The sequence below is a fragment of the Shewanella inventionis genome (genome assembly GCF_014641855.1).
GTDB lineage: Bacteria > Pseudomonadota > Gammaproteobacteria > Enterobacterales > Shewanellaceae > Shewanella > Shewanella inventionis.
In genome coordinates, this window is record NZ_BMII01000015.1 from 1 (window position 1) to 23,064 (window position 23,064).

Here is a 23,064-nt window from a genome sequence, read left to right on the forward strand (position 1 = left end):
TTGTCTTGATACCTAGGTAAAACTGAGGGATCATCAAATTGATTATTATTCACTTCACTAGGCCTAATTGTTACTCATAACCGATTAGGGTTATTGAAGTATTTCAGCTAATTCAATGCTGCCGTCTCTAGTTGGCTTTTGGTGGTGGCTATCCAGCCACCCAATCCTGGATTGCCATAATAGTAAGTCTCTCCCGCCTTAGTGACGACTTCAAAATACTGAGGGCCATTCACTTGGCTGCCGCCTTTAGCCGTGATTTGCGAGAAATCATCGATCGCTTTTACATAGGTCGATTCTGGCGCACCATAAGTGATTAAAATTGGGATGCCGAATAAAATGCAGATTAGATAGATGAATTTTGCATGAGAAAATATAGGTCAAATGTAATCACTATTACGAACTTGAAATATCAGTTCTAACGAGGAATGGGGCATAAATGGGTTAAGCCCCTAACCCATTTGTGGACAAAAATGAGTTAGAGACTGAGGTCGGTTTTGTGCCATGAACGGACCTTGATGAATAGTATTGGATTATATTCCATTATCAAAGTGTCCTGTTTGATTACAGCAGATAATTACTGATATTAGAAATATAGGCGGACATCTCTAGATGTCACTATTATGCAAAAATGGATAGATAAATCACTTAACCATAAAATTCACGATACCAGTCAACAAAGTTATTAACGCCCTGTTCAACACTCATTTTAGGCTTATAGCCGGTAACATTAAATAAGTCATCAATATCTGCAAAGGTTTGGTAAACATCGCCCGCTTGCATCGGCATAAAATTTTTCTTGGCTTTAATTCCTAACGCGCTTTCAAGTGGCTGAACAAAATCGAGAAAATTAATTGGCTGACCATTGCCAATATTAAACACCTTATAGAGAGCAGAGCTTTCATCGGCACTGCCAGTTTCCACTGCCCACTGTGTATTGCGCTGTGGAATGATATTTTGAATGCGTAATATACCTTCAACAATATCGTCGATATAAGTAAAGTCTCGTCGCATATCACCGTTATTATAAACGTCGATACTCTCACCTTTGATAATCGCTCGGTAAATTTAAACAGCGCCATATCAGGTCGGCCCCATGGGCCGTAAACTGTAAAAAAGCGAAGACCTGTGGTGGGTAAGTCATATAAATGAGAATAGGTTTGCGACATCAACTCATTCGATTTTTTCGTGGCCGCATATAGCGATACAGGATGATCAACACTGCCACTGGTAGCAAAAGGTACTTTGTTGTTTAGTCCGTATACCGAGCTTGATGACGCATACACTAAATGCTCAACGTTATTATGACGGCAACCTTCAAGAATGGTTAAATGGCCAATTAAATTGGCATCTGCGTATGCTAACGGGTTATCAATGGAGTAGCGTACACCGGCTTGTGCTGCTAAGTGGATAACACGATTAAACTTTTCTTTCTTAAATAGCTCTGCAACGGCATGTCGATCAGCAATATCTAATTTTATAAAGCTAAACGCACCTGTTGCTTGATGCGCTTTGTTCAATGTTGCTAACCGCGCCTGCTTTAAATTGATGTCGTAATAATCGTTGATATTATCGATACCAATAACTTGGTGACCTTGCTCACACAATCGCTGTGCTACATGAAAACCAATAAAACCTGCTGCGCCAGTGACTAGATATTTCATAACCTAAAACCATTAAATAAAAATTCAGTGGCTAACAGCCAACATCAATCAGAGCCAAAAAGATCTCGCGTATAGACTTTTTGTTCTACATCAAGCAGCTCATCCGCCATACGGTTAGAAACAATAATATCTGATATGGCTTTGAACTTAGTTAAATCTGTCATCACTTTTGAATGGAAGAACTCACTTTCTGTGAATGAAGGCTCATAGATAACCACTTCAATGCCTTTTGCTTTTATGCGTTTCATAATGCCTTGAATGCTTGATGAGCGAAAATTACACGATCTCGACTTCATAATTAACCGATAAATCCCAACAACTTGTGGCTTCTTCTTTAAAATTGAATCAGCTATAAAGTCTTTTCGAGTTGTATTCGCATCAACAATCGCCCGAATCATATTATTAGGAACATCTTGATAATTGGCCAACAATTGTTTGGTATCTTTAGGTAAACAATAACCACCATAACCAAAAGAAGGGTTGTTATAATGCATACCAATACGCGGATCTAATCCCACGCCCTCAATAATTTGACGTGAGTTCAGTCCGTGACTTTCGGCATAGCTGTCTAATTCGTTAAAGTAGGCTACTCGCATAGCCAGATAGGTATTAGAGAATAGCTTAATTGCCTCTGCTTCCGTTGCATCAGTGTATAGGACATCTATGTTTTCTTTTTCAGCGCCTTGTACCAACAAATCCGCAAATTGCTGTGCTTTTTCACTGTGCTCACTGACAATAATGCGTGAAGGGTATAAGTTATCAAACAGTGCTTTGCCTTCTCTTAAAAATTCAGGCGAAAAGATAATATGCACATGACCGAATTTTTGTCTAATACCTGCGGTATACCCCACGGGTACGGTAGATTTGATGATAATCGTAGCATGAGGATTAATTTCAACGACTTTGGTAATACTATTCTCAACACTAGTGGTATCAAAATAGTTAGTTTTTGGATCGTAGTCAGTTGGGGTCGCGATAAGTACATAGACTGCACCAATTAACGCTTCTCGTTCATCGATAGTTGCTGATAAATCGAGGTCATCTTTAAATAAAAAAAGCTTCTATTTCTTTATCGACAAAGGGAGATTTACGACTATTAATTAAATCTACTTTCGCTGGAACGATATCGTAGATAACCACCTTATTATGCTGAGCAAGTAAAATGGTATTAGACAAACCAACAAAACCTGCTCCTACTACAGCTATTTTCATTAATACGCTTCTCTAGGAACACTAAAACGCTTAATAACTTTTGGCGCTTGGCAGTTTTCTGCCATTTGCTTAGCACTTAATAATAACCAGTGCTGCCTGTGAGCGTAGCCCATATCTTGCCCGTTAGACACATCGAAACACGTTAAGTTGGCATCATCTGGCACTAAAATAAATCGACCCGCCTTCTCGCCCATCCATAGCCATGCGTTACGCTCTTCTTCTTCATCCGTTGCTAGGTAACTAAAATGCGTTATTGGTAATTGTGAAAACAATAAAAATTGCTCTTTAAATTTCACTAACCCAAGTTCACCGCGCTCACCATGCTGACCTAAGGTGTTTTCCACTTCTTCAATAACATGTTTGGGTGTGCGCAGGGGCTCGGCTAGCCAATATCCTAAGGTACTCACTATTAACCAAGAAGCGACAATTACCATTCCTAAATTAAAAAAGGCGTTTTTCGACCGTAATCGCCATAAACTAACTAACCATATCGCTGCTAAAATAAACGCTAAACCTGCCGCCCACGGGATCATTTCAGGGTATGCGGTTAATGGTTTCACTAATTTTTTATGACCCGTTAATAAACCAATGCCAGCGACAACAAGCACAATAGCAATTAACCATAAAATGCTTTTGCTGATGCGGTTAAACCATAACGGTAGTTTAACTTCATGGTAAGCAATGGTGGTAAACAGCGACAACATCGGCAATGCAGGTAACACATAAACCCCGCGCTTGCCCGGACTAATACTGAAAAAACACACCACAAGCACAACCCAAGCAAACAATATCATCAATACTGGATCTGTTTTTAATTTGTGATAAACATGCTTTAGCGAGCTCAACAATAAAATTGGTAATGGAAACCACATCACGGGAATTACACTAACAATAAAATAATACCAAGGCTCAAGGTGATGCCAGGCATTGGCGTACCGTTCGCCCGTTTGCTTGAACAGAATATTGTTTTTGTACTGAATTAATTCAGGGGTCGCTTGCTCTGCCACCGTAATCATCATCGGTACAAACCAAGCCGCCAACACCAAGAAAAAGGGCACAAAACCTAACCAACAAGCGAAGGTGAGCCTGCCTTTAAAATAGTCTTTATTCGCCAAGCGATAAGCAATGATGGGAATAAACATGAGTACAGGTAAAAAACCTACCCCTTTAGTAATAATGCCGAGCGCCATAAATGCCCACGAAATAAAATACCAGCGCCAATTGGGCCCTAAAATGAAATGACGGATAAAGCCATAACAACCAATCGTTATCCAACACATCACCATCGCATCAATTTGGGCAGCTTTAGCTTGGATCAAAAATTGTGGTGTAATTAATAAAAGTAAAGCGGCATTGCGACCCACGCGAACACTATGGAGTTTTGCCCCAAGATCATACACCAAAAATAAAGTGATCAAGCCACAGATGGCGTTTGGCAGTAAAAATGCCAGTTTTAGGTTGCCAATAAGTGAATAAAAAAGAGCGATTGACCACATAAAAACTGGTGGTTTATCAGGATAAAATTCACCGCCACGCATTGGAAATAGCCAATTGCCAGTGGCAACCATTTCTCTGGCTACTTCAACAAATCGAGGTTCATCAGCAGGCCACGGTGAACGAATACCAATACCTAATAAAATAATAACAGCGGCAAAGGCCAGTAAGATTTTTAAGACGGCGTAATAATCATCTTGTTCGAAGGTTTTTATTATATTTTTCATAACCTAACTTCTTTATAGTTCTTGTACTTTACGACGAAATTGACTGCGATAAAGCAGTGAGCCAATTACCGATGAAACAATAAACAGCGCAATACTGATGAGTATTTTTTCGTGCTCTGATAAACCAATTCCAGCGCCAGCGTAGGCAAAAATTAAGGTTTGTGGAATGTAGCCAATAAAGCTACCAAGAAAAAACCCCTGAGCCGGTACTGTAGTTGCTCCAGCTGCGACATTAGTAAACAAGTTACTGCCGATAGGTAACAACCGAATCATCAATACCTTTAAGGTGGTATTGTCTTTAACCAAGCGTTCAAATTTCATTAAACTTTTATTAAATTTGCGTTGCAAGCTTGAGCGAAACAACCATTTGGCGGCGTAAAATGACAAAATACAACCGAGCTCTGTTGCTACTAACGCTAAAAGTGCCCCTTCAACAGCCCCAAAAGCAAAACCAAACGCAAACGCTAACAATTGGCGTGGCGCACCAAGAGCGGCATAGGCAGCCCCCATCGCCATCAATACAACAACGGCTTGTTTGCCTTGTTCTTTAACAAACTTAGCGACCCAGTTACTGTCAGCGATATGTTCAAAAAAACCTTGTTGAACTGCAAACGCTATCGCAATAAATAACGACAAACTAACAATAAATTTAGCGAGCCTGTTAATCGTCACTAGTGTTACTCGTTTGAATTTCATTAACCATTGGCACTTTGCCACGACGAATAAGCCACATCATGCCTAATACATCAACAATACCGACCCAAGCTCGATTCCAAGCCGTGTATTTTGATAGACCATGTTCACGATCGCGGTGGTTCACTTCTTGCACTTGCACTTCGCCTCCCATACGTTTGACCAAAGCAGGAATATAACGGTGCATATGGTTAAAGTGTGGTAGCCTTAGGTATGTGGCTGTGGGCACTACTTTCAAACCACAGCCGGTATCTGGCACACCATCATGTAAAATAGCATCGCGGAATTTATTAGCAAAACGCGACTGAAAACGTTTCCAAGGCGTGTCTTTTCGGTTTTTACGGTAGCCAATTACGCAAAAATTAGCGGCTTCTATTTGTTGAGCGCGCTCAACTAATTTAGGCAAATCAGCCGGATCGTTTTGTCCGTCGGCATCAAGGGTCGCCATCAAGGTGTATTTCGCCTGTAACACACCCGACACAATCGCTGTGCTTTGTCCGACACTGTAGGCATGTTTGATAGCTTTTACATCACAGCCTAATGTTCTTCCAGTTTCGAGGGCGGTTTCAAAGGTACTATCACTACAGCCATCATCGACAACGATAATCTCAAACGGGTATAAATCAGCAAGGCTGGTATGAATTTCTTCAATGAGATGGCCAATATTTTCGGCTTCGTCTTTGGCAGGAAGTACAACTGATAACATATATAAATCCCTGTTTTTTTAGTTATTAGCGATAATAAATATGCAAATTAATCACCGATAAGTCAAGCAATTAAAGAAACCTATTGGCTAAATAAAAAGTGTCTTAATAAAACATCAGGCAAACCTTAAGATTTACTTAAGAAAAACTGAAAAAATGATTTACAGCACTACACGCAATATTACTCTGAATATTAGGACTCTTTTCTCGGGTAGATTTCATCATACTTTAATGGCAACAAGTCCATTAGTTTTGTTGAGACATTTTTTTCAACTGTAAAATATTAGAATATCCACGTTCACCAGCATATGTTCAATGTCCGTAACTCGCTCTAAGCAGTCTTTAGAGCATTTACTTTTACTCACTTTGGGGCAGAAGCAATGCGCAAGTTTTGCAATTTACTCACTCGTTAATGGACAAATATAAGTTAGAACGAAGACTGTTTTGTATCAACAACTACCGTTGACAGTTTTAATTTTCTTAGACGATTAAAGATTTAAATCTAAACAACTAGTAATAGAAAATTTATGTTTGTTGTGTAAAAAAGCTGAGCATTACAATTTAATACCGACCAATTTAAAAATCAATTGCTAGTTCAATTGAACAATCTTTTCAATATGTAAGAATCCGATGAAACATCGCAAGAAAGAGTATTTCATGAAGCTTGAAAAACGACCTAGGTATTATCTCTAAAAAAATGCCGCTCACATTAAGTGAGCGGCATTAGTCTGGAGCTCTTCTTATTTGTAATCTGTGATTTAAATCATTACTAACGATTGAGTGCTTGCTGTGAAATCATTTCAGCGACACTTCCAACCTGTACAGACATACTTTCTTGACTTGGTGGGAAAGCTTTAAAGGTTTTCACAAATTCTGAAATTTGATTACCTGCGGGGCCTAAAATCCAACTACGGTTTTCTGCCCATTCATCATAACCCCGAGCATCAATAAAGCGTTCAAATGGATCCATTTTTAAGTTAATAATGTAAGGAGAAGTAAGTGCATTTTGCGTTGATCTAAACCAGTGGTTCTGCTCAGTGAAAATAAGCTTCCAATCACCATAACGCATGCCATGGAAAGTAGTTTCGGTGAAATAATAAAACTCTTTACGCTTTGTTTTACCGTTTTTTAGTAATATATCACTTTGATCAAAGCCATCTAAATGCACTTTATACCTTTGACCATTAATTTTGGTGCCTTTCAATAAATTAGCTTTGAGGTCTTTATCTCCCACCCATGACATAATTGTAGGCATCCAATCTTCCATTGTCATGAACTCACCAGTACTTACACCTTTAGGAATGTGACCAGGCCACTTTACGACTAATGGCACTCTGAAACCACCTTCCCAGCCACCAACGCCTTTTTCACCGTGGAATGGTTGGTTACCACCATCAGGCCAAGAGTTTGATGCTGCGCCATTATCAGTCGAAAACATCACTATCGTGTTGTCTGTGATTTTTAACTCATCAAGCAAGTTAAGCAATTCGCCCACATCATCATCCATTTCGGCCATACCATCAGCGTATAAGCCATAACCAGTCTTACCATCATAATCTTTATTTAAGTTAGTTTGATAGTGCATACGTATGGTGTTATGCCAAACAAAGAAAGGCTTATCTTGTTTTACAGCATCACGAATAAAACGTTTTGATTCTACAAGTACCTCTTGATCTAGGTTACGCTGACTTTCTTTACCAAACTGCCCTAAATCTTTAATTTCTTGCTTACCATTACCTAGTGCCTTAGAGTGGATCACACCACGCATTTTTAAGCCGAATTTTTCTTGTGTTTTAGCGTCTTGCGGATAATCTTGCTGCTCAACATATTCACCTGCGTTGAGGTGATACAGAATACCAAAGAACTCATCGAAACCATGATTAGTTGGTAAGTGTTCATCAAGATCACCTAAATGGTTTTTGCCGAACTGACCTGTTACATAACCTTTGGATTTAAGCATAGTTGCGAGTGTTGGATCTTTCTTCTGCAAGCCTTGCGGAGCACCTGGAAGACCTACCGTACTAAGTCCTGTACGTATCGGGTACTGACCTGTGATAAATGCTGCACGCCCTGCGGTACAAGAAGCTTGTGCGTAGTGATCCATAAATATCATGCCATCATTGGCGATGCTATCTATGTTAGGAGTACTTCCTCCCATCATACCGCGATGGTAGGCACTAATATTCCACATGCCAACATCATCACCCCATATAACAAGCACATTGGGTTTATCAGCAGCATAGCTGGGTAGATTAAAAAACAAGTATGGCCATACAGACCATAAAATACTTAAACATCACTTTCTCCTTGAAAAAACTGATTTTAATAACCAGTAATTTTTTATCCTCGCTTGCAGCAAACTCATACTGCTATTTTAAGTTGTTTCTACAAGTGACACGCTGTACATATTTAATACTAAACAAGTAGTGTTATATTTCAATGAAAAAAGGATTAAACTTGATTTATATACAAAAATCAGAGCATTTACGTTAGCTCATTTTGGGGCATAAATAATTATTTTGGTCTTTATCGCTCTGTCGATTCTAGATGAACCCAGTTGGTAAAATTAGCGTGTAGTTGCAATCCATATACCCAATCAATAAATTCACCAAGCGGTTGACCATCTAGACTAACATCAATGGTTTTGTTCCTGAAGGTCGTAGGTAGATCCTTGGGATTATTACCTATACTCCACACTTCGTTATGGCCAATAGCATTCCTTAGGTGTCTAGCAAACGGGTACCATTCTTGCTTTTTGAAGGAGTCGAGCTGTCCATTTGCTTGAGCATATTTTTTAGATGCCTCAAATGACTCAAGCAGCATCATCAAGAAGGTTTGCCTGACAAATGTTTTAGCAGAACCATCGGAAAGAGCCTCAGAGAACCCAACCGAATATTTAAGCCAAAACTCAGGACCCTTTTCATTTTCAGCTAACACATATATCTGATTACCTGCTAATTCAATCTTGTGCTGCGCAATTACTCCTGCAGTAGGCTCTTTAGTCGCTAGGCCATAAGCGCCGAGACTAAACCAAAATGTTTCTCTCAAATAATTGAGCTTTGCTAGACATTCGTTTTTTGATTTCATGTGTTCACCAATCTTGAGGAGGATATTACCGCAAGCTTCGATAGGATCTCAGTATGTAGTGGTCGCTGAATTTGATCACTTAGATAGAGGTGTAATCTGACTTTACTTCCATATTTTTGGAATTACTAAATGTATCTCAAATTATTCCTCTGTGCACTGAGTGATTAACCGAACGTAGCTCACAATGGGTCTATCATTAGATAAATGATGCAAGTCAGAAATTGTGGTTAACTCATAATGGGGCGTGCGACGTGAGGTCGTATGAAGCGCTGTTCACCGCTTTTGAGTGAACCATCTGTATCACCAGATGAACCTAGGGCTCTGAATAAAGTAGCGAGCCTAACAATGTAACGAAGATTGGTCATGGACTAATCGGGATCTCAATCGTGAGAGGACGATCCTCCTGATAACCACAAATCGGGTGAGTGCTAGGTAGTCAGTATGATGAACATACGTGAATCCGCGTAAGGTGCGTTATGTGATGAAACAGCGGAAGTGGTTAATACGCTGTAGCCAAAAGGCATGAGAGTTGGAAAGAGATTGCCCCATGCTCTTTCGTGATCAATACGCTCTCCGCACTATAGCGGGCATCTAACCTGACATTGCGCGACATACGGAACACGGTAAGCCTATATCGCTCCCTTTGGGAAAGCTGATTTGGCCGATAGTGATGTAGGTATAGGAGGTTGGAAAAAGCAAAGGCTGCATTGTAACGATGCAGATACAGACTTGTGTCTGGTCACGAAAGTGAGCCCACTTCCGACTGGTCTCCCGTTGCAAGATAATGTGAAGAACTTTATTCAAGGAGAAACGCAAATGATGATTTCAACAGAGATTAGTGCCTCTCCTGACAGCGAACAATGGCAGTCCATAGACTGGAAATCTGTTGAACCGCATGTATTAAAGCTTCAGATGCGTATTGCAAAGGCAACACGAGAAGGGAAACACGGTAAAGCGAAAGCGTTGCAGTGGATACTGACTCACTCGCGTTCAGCAAAACTTCTTGCTGTTAAGCGTGTATCACAAAATAAAGGCAGTAAAACGCCTGGAATAGACGGTGTTATCTGGAATACAGATACCCGCCGCATGAAAGCAGTAAATCAATTGAGCAGGAAGGCATATCAAGCCAAACCACTCAAGCGTATCTATATCCCCAAAAAGAATGGCAAACTCAGACCTCTTGGTATCCCATGCATGATAGACAGAGCACAACAAGCGCTCCACCTTCTTGCATTAGAGCCTATATCGGAGACGCTTGCCGACCCTAACAGCTATGGATTTAGACCAAATCGTAGCACTGCTGACGCAGTCGATCAGTGCTTCAAATGTTTGGCTCTAAAGAAATCAGCACAATGGGTTCTTGAGGGGGACATCAAATCCTGCTTCGACAAAATCGGGCATCAATGGCTAATTGATAACATCGCCATAGATAAACGAATGTTGGAACAATGGTTAAAGTCTGGTTTTATGGACAAAGGGCTGTTTTATCGTACTGATGAGGGCACGCCACAAGGAGGGGTTATATCCCCCACCTTGATGCTAATGACTCTTGCTGGACTTGAGCAGCGCATAAAGTCTACAGCACTCAAAAAGGGTGCCAGAGCCAACTTTATTGGATACGCCGACGATTTCGTCGTCACCTGCGCCTCAAAGGAAGTGCTCGAGAACGATATCAAACCGTTGATAGCTGATTTCTTAGCGGAAAGAGGCTTAACACTCTCCGAAGAGAAAACGCATATTACCCACATCAACAAGGGTTTTGACTTCTTAGGGTTCAATCATAGGAAGTACAAAGGAAAATTGCTCATCAAACCGAGCAAGTCCAATACCTTGTTGTTCTTGAGTAACCTGCGCGAACTCATCAAAAAGCACGCTACTATCCCTGTTAACGATCTTATCAAACTGATAAATCCAAAACTAAGGGGTTGGGCGAATTATTATCGTCATTGCGTTGCTAAACAAGTATTCGGGTATGTTGGGCACAAACTATTCTATTCGTTATGGCACTGGGCAGTAAGGCGTCACCCAACAAAGTCTAAGACTTGGGTAGCCCTTAAATACTTCATCAACCGAAAAGGCCAATGGCAATTTCACGGTTGGCAGAAGGTCAAGGATATGGATTGCCAATTCAATCTATTCCAAATAGCCAAAGTGCCTATTGAGAGGCATGTGAAAATTCGAAGTGCGGCTATACCATTCGATCCTCAATACCAAGAATACTTGGCTAGGAGAAAATCGAAAAGGCAAGCTCGTAACGCTTGGAATGAACCTGCTCTCACTGCTTTATAAGTTGCTGGGTATCAAACGATACCTTTGTGGAGGCTTGAGCCTAGTGCAGTGAAAGTTGCACGCTGGGTTCTTAGGAGGGCGGCACTTGGTAACAAGTGTCGTCTATCCGACACTTCTGAGTGAGGAAGGTACTAACGGTGAGGTTGCAGGATAACATTGAGGCACCTTTAGAATTGAAATAGCGATAGCTTCTACGTTAGGGCAATAACTCCCTAATGTCGCACTCCAAGACCTCTGCTAGCTGATAGGCCTTTTCAAGCGTGATGTTGACTTCACCACGCTCAATTCGTCCCGCATAGCTGCGATCTACCTCTGCTAATAGCGCCATTTTATCTTGTGAGATCCCAAGCGCCTTGCGCTTATCTCGTAATTTCGAGCCAAATTGGATAGCTAAGTCTTTCATTTTTCATCTCGTTAAAGATAAATACTATCCAAAGTTGCGGCTTATAAAGCCACGGACTATAATCCGCATTGTTAATATGAAGTTCTTCTAGCCCTGTGAGCTAGAGTTAAAATTCCTCTTGTGAGAAAGTAATGCCAAAACCATCCATCAAGATAAACGCTCAGCTAAATTCAATTCTCCAGGAAGAGAACTTTGACAACTTTAGTGTGACACAGCTACGTGACACATATTTAACAATGGCCTCAACAACCGAAGAACCGGTTGAAGCTCGCAAATATGTTTACAGACAAATCCATAGGTTGATTAATAAAGGCTTATTGCTGAAGAAAGGATCGAAGAACTCTAAAAGTATTGTGTACCGAAAGTCTGAACTGTTTTTCGAGGCCAAATTCATCGTGCAAAGGACAACAGCGCCCACGGTAAGCAAGGCAACATCAGCTCCTGTGATCACTAATGATGCTATTAAGCAACTTGAAGAACGTTTGAAAGAATCTGAAGTTGATTTACTCACTAGCATTGGTGAATCAGAAGAGTATATGCGGTTGTATCAATCTTTCCCCGAAATGAAGACACATCTCGAATCCCAGTACTTACAAGCCCGAGAAAAAAGCTCAAAACTACTTGGGAAAATCAAAGCAATTAAATCTGTGCTTTCTCATCAACAAAAGTAACCGACATGCAACTTAGAAAATGGCAATCAGAGTGCGTCAATCGTGCTCTGAAGCACTTTAATTCAAAACACAGGCATTTCCTTTGTTTAGCAACTCCTGGAGCCGGTAAGACGATTATGGCTTCAGAAGTTGCTGCTCAACTACTTGAAGAAGACTTAATCGACTTTGTGATTTGCTTTTCACCTTCGATAAATATATCTCAGGGGATCAAGTTTTCGTTTTCAAAACGATTGAACTGCCGTTTCGATGGCGTGATCGGTGCTATTGGTTGCTCTTATACTTATCAAAGTATGCTGTCATTCAACGAAGATTTTTGGCAGTTGCTAAAGCGAAATCGTGTACTCGTCGTTTTTGACGAGATCCACCATTGCGCAGGCAGTTCTCTAAAAGATGCAAATGCATGGGGAGAAGAAATCTTACTTAATATTCAAAACCAAGCAGAATACACCCTAGCTTTAACGGGCACGCCATGGCGCTCAGATAAGGCACCGATAGCTCTCTCTTACTACACAGATCCGAATAACCAAATTCAATGTGATTACGTATACGGTTTAAGGGAAGCGGTAACCGACGGAGTATGCAGAAATCCCAAGCTCGTCTTAATCGATAATGAAAAAATTTCGGTTATCAATGAAGATAATGAAACAAAGACGTTTAATTGCCTAGATGATCTATTCAAAGGTTCATCGATTTCTTACCAGTGCATCATCAAAAATGGTGTGGCGATTCGTCATGTATTGAAGCTTGCAACAAACAAGCTCAACGACATTAGGCTGCACAACCCTGACGCTGCAGGCCTTGTCGTTGCATCATCTGTAGAACATGCCACACATATTTTGAATATTCTTAGACAGGAATTAGCACAAACGGCTGAAATCGTTACCTACAAAGAACAACAACCCTCACTAAAAATCAACGAGTTTAGAAATAGCACAACAAACTGGATTGTTAGCGTTGGCATGATTAGCGAGGGAACAGACATCCCACGTCTGCAGGTATGTTGTCACCTAAGCAGAGTCAAAACTGAGCTCTATTTTAGGCAAGTTCTAGGTAGAGTATTACGCAAAAATAAAAGCAGAAACCAAGAAGCTTGGCTATACACCTTCGCGGCACCCAAACTTGTCGAGTTTGCAAACCGCATAGCTGAAGAGATACCTGACATTCCAGTGGTGTTTAGGCAGTCAATTGAAACTGAAGTCACACAAGGCGCTGATAAGACCCTTTCTTTGCGGTCGAAAGATATCCCACCAACGAACATGAGCGAACTCAAATTAGAGCGAGCCAGCTTCGATGAGCAAATGCCACATCAGGCAGAGTTGTTGTCGCTAGACCACTCTGGCCCTGCGACATCATTGTCATGTGAGCTTCTCGGTGGCTTCAGAGAAAAGGTTGTTTTAACCTTTAGCTCTCCGTTTTAAGCCGCCACAACAAAATATGGTGACACCACTTTTTAAAATTATTTTTGTAAAGTATTTATCAATGATAGACAGCTAAAAGCCCAGTCACAAAAAGACTTTTGCTATTTTTCAATACATTAAGGGACATTTCTGGATTACGAATTTGTGTAACATCGAAGACTTTGAATAACTTTTCTATTCCAGGGTTTGCTCAACTATAAATCAGAGCTAATTTCCCTAGAGGTGCACCATATCTAATGAAAAGGTTTCGAGGAAACTATAGCGATTCAATTCAAATTAGCAGGCACAACATCGGTAACAAAAGACCTATAAGAAGTTAATGAAGATCCACAGCTCTCTGTGTTTTTATCACAAATCAGATACTTAACAAACAACACTTGCCATTACAAAACAATAACTATGTTGTATTTGAATGAGTGATATTGAGAGGCTTACTTCCGGAAGATCCATTACAACCAATACATTTAAGTATTCAATTTTTCCCGTTTAAGCAAATTAGATAAATGACCATAATAAGTTTCTAAAGAAATAACTTTCGTAAGTAAATATTCAAAACCATTTAATAAGCTCAACTTATATTATTAGGTAAAATATAACTATGATATTTTATGCTTAGATATTAACTGCCTTAACTTGCTAATATTAGAATGACTGGATTGATGTTATTGCTTTTCTTGTATACTATGAAACCGTTTTGAATCTCCAACAACTTTATTACTTGCTTTGTACACTAATTATTCCTAATCCAATTTAAGGTTTGATGAAACCTCAAAAGGTAATTAAATAATAGCAAAGGAGATTTAATAATTTGACAAGATAAATGCAATAAATGACCACTTAGCAAAAGATGACTGTCATCTGGCATCAGGTATTTTGCTAAGCCTCGGATCAGTACCAGCACGATAACTAACGCAATTAACCCCAATTTAAACTGACTTAATCGCTCAAGCCATTTAAGCCACACAATCCCCGTTGCGCCATCTAAAAAGCGCTTAAACGGGATAGCCAGTAACATAAATATCAGCAGAAACTCGATAAACCATAAGTGATTGGTATCAAACGACAGCATGAGTTGACCGTATGCCGATAAAAACGAGTCATAATCTGCGATATTTTCGATATAATTTTGCGGCGGAACAATCAATATCATCCCCACCAATAATGGTATAAATAACCGATGACATTTACTTAGCATAAATGACTTTGCCGACGTTTTTTGCAGTAACAATAAACTACCAGCACCGGCAATAAAAAATAACGTTTGCAGCCTAAGTTGTTCAAAGTAAACCATAATATCGTCAAGCACTTTGCTAGACTCATTATTCATGACATGCCAACCATCACCATTAAATGGCATAAAAGCATGATGTAAAAAAACAGCAAATATTAATATAACCCGTAACCAATCAAGCTCAGAATAGCGTTTACGTTGGGGTAAAACCTCATTCATCATTAATGCCTTCCTCTGGCTTATTCGTGTAATTATTGCCGCGATAATATGCCGATAACCATCGGCAATAAGGCTATTTTAGGGCATGATTCACATACGGCAACAAACCCCGACTTTTATTAGGCCATACTTTTTGCAATGCTTGGTTGATTAGCGATGACTAGCGCCACAAATCCATCGACTGCTGCACTGTAATTAACGCGCTTAACATGTAACTGAGTGGGTATCGATTTATGTGCATCGTTGATTGGCAAAAAATGACAACCTTGACTGTATAATTTACTAATACAATACGGCGCAATGGCGACACCTAAGCCTGCTGCCACCTCGGTTAGTAAAGTTTGCATGTGCCGCGGCTGACTCACGATATTGGCTGAAAACCCGGCCTGCTTACACATCATTATCGTGTCATCGAATAACCCGACAGCTTCATCTCGATGAAATAATATCATTTTTTGTTGCTGCAGCTGACTCAATGAAATTTGAGAATATTGTGCTAAAGGGTGATGTGCTCCCACAACAGCAACAAGCTTGTCGATATAAATGTCTGTACTGATAAATTCATCTTGAATACCTGCAGGTAATGGCCGAGAAAACCCAACATCAATGCGATTTTGATTAAATGCTGCTATTTGTTCGCTGGCGGTCATCTCAAATAAACTCACATGCACATCCGGATATAACTGCGAATAACTTCGAATAAGATCCGCCATAAAACTTAAACAAGCTGAACTTAAATAAGCAATGTTTAACTCGCCCACCTGCCCTTGCTGCGCGCGCTTTACCTGGTCTTTGGCCTTATCAGCTAAGACAATGATCTGTTTGGCATCATGCAGTAATTGCTCACCAGCACTGGTAATTGCCACTTCGCGCGAGTTGCGAATAAACAGCGCAACCCCAAGCTCGTCTTCAAGCATGGCAATATGACGACTAATGGCAGGCTGTACCGTGTTGAGTTCGCGCGCCGCAGCAGAAAAACTCTGATGTGCAGCAACGCTTATAAAACTTTTCAATATTTTAATGTCCATAATCACCTCAAATGCAAATTTTGTATAGATTCCATAAAATAATAATATTTTTGTTATAGCTTGTTTGTGTTTATTCTACAACCAATAAGATTACAGGCTGTAAAACAGCGTAATACCAATAGGAAAAACACAATGCAAAGCTTACAACTGCAAACCGATGCGAAAATCGCAGAAGGAAGACAAAAAAATCCTGTGTTTATGCAAAAAGTTGACGAAATAATTGCTCAATAAAAATCGTTTCAACAAGGTAACGACGCGTTAAAACTTGGGCAAACTGCCCCACACTTTTCACTACCTAATGCAAATGGACAAGCAATTTCATTGGCTAATTTACTGCAAAAAGGCCCGGTGGTGGTGACATTTTACCGAGGCAGTTGGTGCCCATATTGCAATTTACAACTGCGTGCATTGCAAGCACGCTTAAGTGATATTAACGCACTCGATGCCCAACTTGTTGCTATTAGTCCACAAATTCCCGACGGCACAATGACCCAAGATGAAATCAGTAATATGGATTTTGAGGTATTGTCTGATCAAGATGCAAAAGTTGCGGCACTATTTGGTGTGGCGTGGCAAGTCCCAGCATTTTTAAGTGAGCATATGCGCGTGGATCGCAAGCTCGATTTAGACGCTATAAACAATGGTAACGGCACAATATTACCTATCCCTGCAACATTTGTGGTTGACCGTGCAGGCAAAGTTGTTTGGCGTTTTGTCGATGTTGATTACCGTACCCGTGCCGAACCTAACGACATTATCGACGCAATACGCACACAGGTTAAAATCTAAACATTCCATTTTAAAACATTAACTTAGACAAACAAAAGTTGATAATATTGCCTTATTGATTACCTTATGAGGTAATCAATATATTAATGACACCTCTTTCGCTAGAAATCCATCTACCCGCGTTATGTGAAATGATCTACCCAAAAAAATACAACATCTTGTTTTGTTGTCATTTCTTGTTCTAGCGCACAATTTTTAACCGCCCTTATGATATGTTTATACAAAAGGAGTTGACGATAATGGACGGTAAAATGAAGACCCTCACGCAAGAATACATCAAAACACTTTTACCGAATCGACCACAGGACAGCCATAAATTATCATTTGGCCATGTGCTTAATATTGCAGGATCACTTCACTATCGTGGCGCTGCGTATTTATCGAGTATTGCCGCAATGCGCGTTGGTGCGGGCTATGTTACTTTGGCCAGTAGCCCGGGGGTTTGCCAAAGTGTCAGTACATTAACACCCAATATTGTTATGCATCCTTTGTTAACTCGTCCAATTATCTATGCCGAGATAAACCCAAATGTTGAGGAGTCAGTCTCTATTGAACTGCAATCTATCGATACTGAATCAATTGACGAAAAAGCGCTATTGCAACTGGACGATAAATTAAAACAAGCCAATGTGATTAGTGTGGGTAGCGGTTTGAGCATTGCCCAAAGTAAAGATCAATTTACTGTAACAATGGCAACTGAAGATGTCATTGCTGAAGGCAATCATGGTTTTTTCTTTGGGTTACTCGCTAAGCTACACACCTGCCAACAAAGTGTGATATTTGATGCAGACGCGCTCAATTTTATCAGCCATTTACTGCATCACAGTAAAAATTCACATCAATCAATACCCAGTTTACCAATTAAAAGCATTATCACCCCACACCCTAAGGAACTCGCTCGCTTGCTCAATATTGATGTCAACGACATTCAAAACAACCGAGCCCATTATGCAAAAATTGCGGCAAAACAATTTGGCGCTACCGTGGTATTAAAAGGTAAAAATAGCATCATCACAGATGGTGAATACACATTGATTAATCCCACAGGTAATAGCGCCCTAGCCAAAGCTGGCAGTGGCGATGTATTGACAGGTATTATCAGTGGATTTTGTGCCCAGGGAGTAAGCCCGTTAAATGCAGCTTGTTTAGGTGTCTATTTACACGGTTTAACCGGTGATTTAGCAGCCAAAGAGTTAAGCGAATATTCAGTTCTCGCCAGTGATTTACTGGATTATATCCCTAAGGCCATTAAACAATTATTACGACAATGATAGTTCATTACTCAACCGCATCAGTATCACTCAAGCAGGCATAAACCATATCAATATTAAGTTGGTTTGCGTTTTTGCACCGAGGTGATGATACCAAGCCAAAAGGCACTTTCTAACAGGAGACCCATCGTAATAAATGCCACAGCGCCCAGCACACTCCCGATAAATAAACACACTAACGCCAAGCAAACCACGGCGGCTAATAACAGATATTTCATCGATTTAGTCATGTATTTCCCCATCGTGTATGAATGATATAGCATCTAACAATCAAGATATTACACTCTATACCTATAACAAAAAAGCCCATCATTTCTGATGAGCTTTTGCTTACACACTTTGACTAAAAATAATCAATTATGCAGACATTAATGTGTCTTTGGCTGCTAAAGATAAGGTTAGCCCTTTTGCATCAAAATGTAACACTTTGTCTGGCGAGGCATTAAGGTATACTTTATCACCATATTGAATATCACAATTACCATCTGCACGTACGGTTAATGTTTCACCATTATCAATATGAACGTGTAAAAACGTTTCTGAACCTAAATGTTCAATCACGCCAACGGTGCCATGCCACTTACCACTGTCTTTTGTAATCACAAGATGTTCAGGACGTACCCCAATAGTGACGGTGGGATCATTTTCAACAGGTTTCACGCTCATAAAATTCATTTTAGGTGAGCCAATAAACCCAGCAACAAACTGGTTAACCGGTTTATTATAAAGCTCTAAAGGCGTTCCAACTTGCTCAATAATCCCGGCATTAAATACCGCAATTCTATCTGCCATGGTCATCGCTTCAACTTGATCGTGAGTAACATAAACCATAGTGGTGGCTAAACTTTTATGCAGTTCAGAAATCTCTAAACGCATATTGACCCGTAAAGAGGCATCTAGATTTGATAACGGCTCGTCAAATAAAAATGCCGACGGTTGACGAACAATAGCTCGACCAATGGCAACGCGTTGACGCTGCCCGCCCGAAAGCTGGCCAGGCTTGCGATCAAGATAAGTATCTAAGTTTAATATTTTTGCCGCATTGGCAATTTTTTTATCGATTTCTTCAGGACTCAATTTGGCCTGTTTAAGTGGAAACGCAATATTATTACGTACTGTCATATGCGGATACAAAGCATAAGACTGAAACACCATTGCTAGACCACGTTTAGCCGGTGGCGTGTCGGTTGCGTCTTGACCATCAATTTCAATCGTGCCGCTTGTGGTGTCTTCTAACCCAGCAATCATGCGTAAAAGTGTCGATTTACCACAGCCAGAAGGTCCAACAAACACAATAAACTCACCATCTTTGATTTCAAGATCAATTGGTTTAATCACGTTTACTTTGCCAAAACTTTTTGTCACTTGCTTTAATGTAATGCTACCCATTTTCAAATTCTCCTATTTTACTGCGCCGAAACTCAGCCCACGCACTAATTGTTTTTGACTAAACCAACCAAGTATTAAAATTGGCACAATGGCCATTGCAGAGGCAGCAGATAACTTGGCATAAAATAACCCTTCAGGACTGGAATAACTGGCAATAAATGCCGTTAATGGTGCAGCATTCGCAGCGGTAAGAATGAGCGACCAAAAAGCCTCATTCCAAGCTAAAATGACATTCAGTAATAACGTAGATGCGATACCGGGTAACGCAATAGGCAATAACACGTGAAAGATTTCGTCAATAATATTGGCACCATCCATACGAGACGCTTCTAATATTTCATTGGGGATCTCTCTAAAATAGGTGTAAAGCATCCACACCATAATAGGCAGATTGATCAAGGTCATCACAATCACCAATCCAATTTTAGTGTCTAGCAAGTCAAAATCGCGAAACAACATATAAATCGGAATAAGCACCCCAACAGGCGGCAACATTTTGGTTGAAAGCATCCACATCAATAGGTTTTTAGTGCGTTTATTTTGCACAAATGCCATTGACCAAGCAGCTGGAATAGCGATCAGTAAACCCAATAAACTTGAGCCTAAAGAAATAATCACCGAGTTCCAAAAATGGTCAAAATATGGAGAACGTGCAAGCACATCTCGGTAGTTTTCTAATGTCCAATCAAACATAAATAAACTAGGACTGGCAGAAATTGCCTCGGCCTCAGTTTTAAAGCTGGTTAGCAGCGTCCATAAAATCGGAAAAAAGATTAAACCACTTATTCCCCAAGCTAAAATGGTATAAATGAACTTTGACTTATTGCTTTTATTTATCGCCATAATTTAGCCCTCCAAATTTTTACCGATTAAACGCATTAAGAATATCGAAACGATATTGGCAAGGATCACCGCAACAATACCGCCAGCAGAACCACCGCCCACATCAAACTGCAGTAACGACTGAGTGTAGATAAGGTAAGTAATGTTGGTCGACGCATAACCTGGCCCACCACTTGTGGTCACCAAAATTTCGGCAAAAATAGACAATAAAAAGATGGTTTCAATCAAAATCACCGCAGTAATAGCACGTGATAAATGCGGCAGTACTATGTATAAAAACTTGCTAATGGGCCCTGCGCCATCTAAATCTGCCGCCTCGAGTTGCTCACGGTCAAGCGACTGAATAGCGGTTAACAAGATTAATGCCGCAAAAGGCAGCCACTGCCAAGACACAATAATAATGATTGAAAACAATGGCATTTGAGCAAAGAAATCAATTGGGTTAACCCCAATCCATGTCGCAAAGTGAGCAAACAACCCATTAACTGGGTTCATTAACATGTTTTTCCATACTAATGCTGATACGGTTGGCATCACAAAAAAGGGCGCCAGCACCATAATGCGTACATAGTTTCGGCCCCAGATTGCTTGGTCTAATAATACAGCCAAGCCAATACCGCCGACCAAGGTAATAAACAGCACGCCAGTCACTAATAAAAGTGTATTAAAAAATGATTCAATAAACGCTGGATCAGTTAAAAAAAACTCGTAATTAACTAAACCAATAAACTCATCATTTCCGGGTGTTAAAAGATTGTAATCTAAAAAAGAAAAGTACAACGTCATGCATAACGGTACGATCATCCAAGCCAACAGTAATAACACTGAAGGGAATAACATCAACCGAGCAAGTGAGCGTGAATTTGTCGTAGCCATAACCTAGACCTTTTGATAAGCAACTTCTGCTTGAGCGACACAGTGAAAATCAGATTAAACACAATTACCTGCCAGATATAACCAACACAAGTAAAGAGCATTACAGATGATACAAAAGGCTAAACAGCGGTTTGGCCTATCATTTTCATTGTTAACTTAAGCGAAAGAAAATATTAAAACGGATAAGTGTCAGCCACTTATCCGTTATTAATAGATATTATTTTTTAGGGTAACGCGCTTTTTTCATTGCACGTTCAACTAAGCGTTGCGAACTGTCTAACGCTTGTTTTACGGTAAGTTGACCCGTTAATGCCGCCGAAAATTGTTGCCCTACAGCAGTACCAATTCCCTGAAACTCAGGAATGGCCACAAACTGGATACCTACATAAGGTACAGGCTTAACGGTTGGATTAATTGGATCCGCAGATTGAATAGACTCTAAAGTAATTTGCGCAAAAGGCGCCGCTTTTATGTACTCAGGATTGTTATACAAAGAAGCACGCGTCCCAGGTGGCACCTTTGCCCACCCTTTTTTCTCTGCCACTAACGCAGAATACTCTTTAGAGGTTGCCCAGCTAATAAACTTCATTGCAGCATCAGATTTAGTGCTGCTTTTCGGCACCGCTAAGGTCCAAGCCCATAGCCAATTACCACGCTTACCTAAGCCATTGTCTGGTGCTAATGCAAAACCCACTTTGTCGGCCACTTCTGAATCTTTAACGTTAGTCACAAATGCACCGGCAACCGTTGCATCAATCCAAATACCGCATTTACCGGTTTGAAATAGCGCAAGGTTTTCGTTAAATCCATTTGCAGATACGCCCGGTGGGCCAGACTCTTCAAGCAACTCAACATAATACTCTAAGGTGGCTTGCCATTCTTTACTGTCAAATTGTGGTTGCCAATTTTCATCAAACCAGCGCGCACCAAACGAGTTAGACATCGCCGTAATTAAGGCCACGTTTTCGCCCCAACCAGCTTTGCCACGCAAACAAATACCGTACACGCCAGCCTCTTTATCTGTCATGGCTTTGGCGGCCTGACGAATAAAATCCCAGCTTGGTTTTGTTGGCATTTCAAGACCTGCTTTTTGCATTAGGTCCTTGCGGTACATCACCATTGAGCTTTCACCATAAAATGGTGCAGCAAACAGCTTGTTATCGACGGTTAGCCCACTACGAATAGCAGGTAACAAATCATCCATATCATAATCTGCACCAAGTTTATCTAACTCAGTTAACCACCCCTGTTTGCCCCAAATTGGTACCTCGTAGGTGCCAATGGTCATCACATCATATTGGCCACCACGAGTTGCCACATCTGTTGTAACGCGTTGACGTAAAATGTTTTCTTCAAGTGTGACCCACTTGAGGGAAATGTCGGGATGTTTTGCTGTAAAGTCGCTGCTCAATTCTTGCATGGTGATCATGTCACCATTGTTGACGGTAGCGATTGTGATGGTTTCGGCTAATACAGACGTGCTAAATAATAATGCGCATCCAGCCACTGCTGATAATTTCATCGTCATAATAATTACCTGTATAATTTATTAAAAGTAA

18 protein-coding genes and 3 pseudogenes are annotated in these 23,064 nt (G+C 40.4%); 5 read left to right on the forward strand and 16 right to left on the reverse strand.

Going from position 1 to position 23,064, the window contains the following annotated elements:
- Positions 1-107 precede the first annotated feature (107 nt).
- The 8 genes and pseudogenes from IEW93_RS22255 to IEW93_RS09955 form a co-directional block, all read right to left on the reverse strand.
- A complete protein-coding gene (locus IEW93_RS22255) occupies positions 108-233 on the reverse strand; it encodes a hypothetical protein (RefSeq protein ID WP_268237051.1) in 126 nt (41 codons plus the stop codon).
- A 412-nt stretch (positions 234-645) separates the two neighbouring features.
- Positions 646-1,661, reverse strand: a pseudogene (locus tag IEW93_RS09925) (NAD-dependent epimerase).
- A gap of 44 nt (positions 1,662-1,705) precedes the next feature.
- Positions 1,706-2,873, reverse strand: a pseudogene (locus IEW93_RS09930) (nucleotide sugar dehydrogenase).
- On the reverse strand, positions 2,873-4,594 hold the full coding sequence (locus IEW93_RS09935) for an ArnT family glycosyltransferase (RefSeq protein ID WP_188739182.1): 1,722 nt from the start codon (positions 4,592-4,594) through the stop codon (positions 2,873-2,875). Before IEW93_RS09935 ends, IEW93_RS09930 begins: the two are co-directional and overlap by 1 nt.
- A 12-nt stretch (positions 4,595-4,606) precedes the next feature.
- On the reverse strand, positions 4,607-5,260 hold the full coding sequence (locus IEW93_RS09940; protein ID WP_024603947.1) for a TVP38/TMEM64 family protein: 654 nt from the start codon (positions 5,258-5,260) through the stop codon (positions 4,607-4,609).
- On the reverse strand, positions 5,256-5,993 hold the full coding sequence (locus IEW93_RS09945; RefSeq protein WP_024603948.1) for a glycosyltransferase family 2 protein: 738 nt from the start codon (positions 5,991-5,993) through the stop codon (positions 5,256-5,258). Before IEW93_RS09945 ends, IEW93_RS09940 begins: the two co-directional genes overlap by 5 nt.
- Before the next feature lie 767 nt (positions 5,994-6,760).
- The gene (locus tag IEW93_RS09950; protein ID WP_229706662.1) at positions 6,761-8,254 is read right to left on the reverse strand and encodes an arylsulfatase; all 1,494 of its coding nucleotides are present in this window, start codon (positions 8,252-8,254) and stop codon (positions 6,761-6,763) included.
- Positions 8,255-8,517: 263 nt separating this feature from the next.
- Complete coding sequence (locus IEW93_RS09955) at positions 8,518-9,078, reverse strand: hypothetical protein (RefSeq protein ID WP_188739183.1); 561 nt, start codon at positions 9,076-9,078, stop codon at positions 8,518-8,520.
- A gap of 816 nt (positions 9,079-9,894) precedes the next feature.
- On the opposite strand from IEW93_RS09955, the gene ltrA reads away from it, so the two are divergent.
- Complete coding sequence (ltrA, locus tag IEW93_RS09960) at positions 9,895-11,367, forward strand: group II intron reverse transcriptase/maturase (protein WP_188739274.1); 1,473 nt, start codon at positions 9,895-9,897, stop codon at positions 11,365-11,367.
- 196 nt (positions 11,368-11,563) lie between these two features.
- Here ltrA and IEW93_RS09965 read toward each other — a convergent pair whose 3' ends face one another.
- Entirely contained in the window at positions 11,564-11,770 is a 207-nt protein-coding gene (locus tag IEW93_RS09965) for a helix-turn-helix domain-containing protein (protein ID WP_188739184.1), read from the reverse strand.
- A 131-nt stretch (positions 11,771-11,901) separates the two neighbouring features.
- On the opposite strand from IEW93_RS09965, the gene IEW93_RS09970 reads away from it, so the two are divergent.
- Together IEW93_RS09970 and IEW93_RS09975 are read left to right on the forward strand one after the other, a co-directional pair.
- Positions 11,902-12,441 (forward strand): VspR family transcription factor, encoded by a 540-nt coding sequence (locus tag IEW93_RS09970; protein WP_188739185.1) that lies wholly within the window; start codon positions 11,902-11,904, stop codon positions 12,439-12,441.
- Between the two features lie 5 nt (positions 12,442-12,446).
- Entirely contained in the window at positions 12,447-13,859 is a 1,413-nt protein-coding gene (locus IEW93_RS09975; protein ID WP_188739186.1) for a DEAD/DEAH box helicase, read from the forward strand.
- Between the two features lie 730 nt (positions 13,860-14,589).
- Here IEW93_RS09975 and IEW93_RS09980 read toward each other — a convergent pair.
- Positions 14,590-15,312 carry an acyltransferase family protein gene (locus tag IEW93_RS09980; protein WP_229706664.1) on the reverse strand — a complete coding sequence of 241 codons (723 nt, stop codon included), beginning with the start codon at positions 15,310-15,312 and terminating at the stop codon, positions 14,590-14,592.
- Positions 15,313-15,428: 116 nt separating this feature from the next.
- Positions 15,429-16,322, reverse strand: a complete 894-nt coding sequence (locus IEW93_RS09985) for a LysR family transcriptional regulator (RefSeq protein WP_229706665.1) — start codon at positions 16,320-16,322, stop codon at positions 15,429-15,431.
- 147 nt (positions 16,323-16,469) lie between these two features.
- Between IEW93_RS09985 and IEW93_RS09990 the strand changes: the two are divergent.
- Positions 16,470-17,126, forward strand: a pseudogene (locus IEW93_RS09990) (peroxiredoxin-like family protein).
- A gap of 251 nt (positions 17,127-17,377) precedes the next feature.
- Complete coding sequence (locus IEW93_RS09995; RefSeq protein ID WP_188739188.1) at positions 17,378-18,397, forward strand: NAD(P)H-hydrate dehydratase; 1,020 nt, start codon at positions 17,378-17,380, stop codon at positions 18,395-18,397.
- Positions 18,398-18,453: 56 nt separating this feature from the next.
- Here IEW93_RS09995 and IEW93_RS10000 read toward each other — a convergent pair whose 3' ends face one another.
- The 5 genes from IEW93_RS10000 to IEW93_RS10020 form a co-directional block, all read right to left on the reverse strand.
- Positions 18,454-18,627: a hypothetical protein gene (locus tag IEW93_RS10000; protein WP_188739189.1), complete on the reverse strand. Its 174-nt coding sequence runs from the start codon at positions 18,625-18,627 to the stop codon at positions 18,454-18,456.
- A 127-nt stretch (positions 18,628-18,754) separates the two neighbouring features.
- Entirely contained in the window at positions 18,755-19,786 is a 1,032-nt protein-coding gene (locus IEW93_RS10005; protein ID WP_188739190.1) for an ABC transporter ATP-binding protein, read from the reverse strand.
- Between the two features lie 12 nt (positions 19,787-19,798).
- Positions 19,799-20,629 (reverse strand): carbohydrate ABC transporter permease, encoded by an 831-nt coding sequence (locus tag IEW93_RS10010; protein ID WP_188739191.1) that lies wholly within the window; start codon positions 20,627-20,629, stop codon positions 19,799-19,801.
- 3 nt (positions 20,630-20,632) lie between these two features.
- Positions 20,633-21,505, reverse strand: coding sequence for a carbohydrate ABC transporter permease (locus IEW93_RS10015; protein WP_188739192.1), 873 nt, complete (start codon positions 21,503-21,505; stop codon positions 20,633-20,635).
- A gap of 217 nt (positions 21,506-21,722) precedes the next feature.
- Positions 21,723-23,027, reverse strand: a complete 1,305-nt coding sequence (locus IEW93_RS10020) for an ABC transporter substrate-binding protein (protein ID WP_229706667.1) — start codon at positions 23,025-23,027, stop codon at positions 21,723-21,725.
- Positions 23,028-23,064 lie beyond the last annotated feature (37 nt).

What these genes read in the sequence shown, in the direction of transcription:
- IEW93_RS09935 (WP_188739182.1), bottom strand. Translation starts at nt 4,594, where the DNA reads ATGAAAAATATAATAAAAACCTTCGAACAAGATGATTATTACGCCGTC.
- IEW93_RS09945 (WP_024603948.1), bottom strand. Translation starts at nt 5,993, where the DNA reads ATGTTATCAGTTGTACTTCCTGCCAAAGACGAAGCCGAAAATATTGGC.
- IEW93_RS09955 (WP_188739183.1), bottom strand. Translation starts at nt 9,078, where the DNA reads ATGAAATCAAAAAACGAATGTCTAGCAAAGCTCAATTATTTGAGAGAA.
- ltrA (WP_188739274.1), top strand. Translation starts at nt 9,895, where the DNA reads ATGATGATTTCAACAGAGATTAGTGCCTCTCCTGACAGCGAACAATGG.
- IEW93_RS09965 (WP_188739184.1), bottom strand. Translation starts at nt 11,770, where the DNA reads ATGAAAGACTTAGCTATCCAATTTGGCTCGAAATTACGAGATAAGCGC.
- IEW93_RS09970 (WP_188739185.1), top strand. Translation starts at nt 11,902, where the DNA reads ATGCCAAAACCATCCATCAAGATAAACGCTCAGCTAAATTCAATTCTC.
- IEW93_RS09975 (WP_188739186.1), top strand. Translation starts at nt 12,447, where the DNA reads ATGCAACTTAGAAAATGGCAATCAGAGTGCGTCAATCGTGCTCTGAAG.
- IEW93_RS09980 (WP_229706664.1), bottom strand. Translation starts at nt 15,312, where the DNA reads ATGATGAATGAGGTTTTACCCCAACGTAAACGCTATTCTGAGCTTGAT.
- IEW93_RS09995 (WP_188739188.1), top strand. Translation starts at nt 17,378, where the DNA reads ATGAAGACCCTCACGCAAGAATACATCAAAACACTTTTACCGAATCGA.
- IEW93_RS10000 (WP_188739189.1), bottom strand. Translation starts at nt 18,627, where the DNA reads ATGACTAAATCGATGAAATATCTGTTATTAGCCGCCGTGGTTTGCTTG.
- IEW93_RS10005 (WP_188739190.1), bottom strand. Translation starts at nt 19,786, where the DNA reads ATGGGTAGCATTACATTAAAGCAAGTGACAAAAAGTTTTGGCAAAGTA.
- IEW93_RS10010 (WP_188739191.1), bottom strand. Translation starts at nt 20,629, where the DNA reads ATGGCGATAAATAAAAGCAATAAGTCAAAGTTCATTTATACCATTTTA.
- IEW93_RS10015 (WP_188739192.1), bottom strand. Translation starts at nt 21,505, where the DNA reads ATGGCTACGACAAATTCACGCTCACTTGCTCGGTTGATGTTATTCCCT.
- IEW93_RS10020 (WP_229706667.1), bottom strand. Translation starts at nt 23,027, where the DNA reads ATGAAATTATCAGCAGTGGCTGGATGCGCATTATTATTTAGCACGTCT.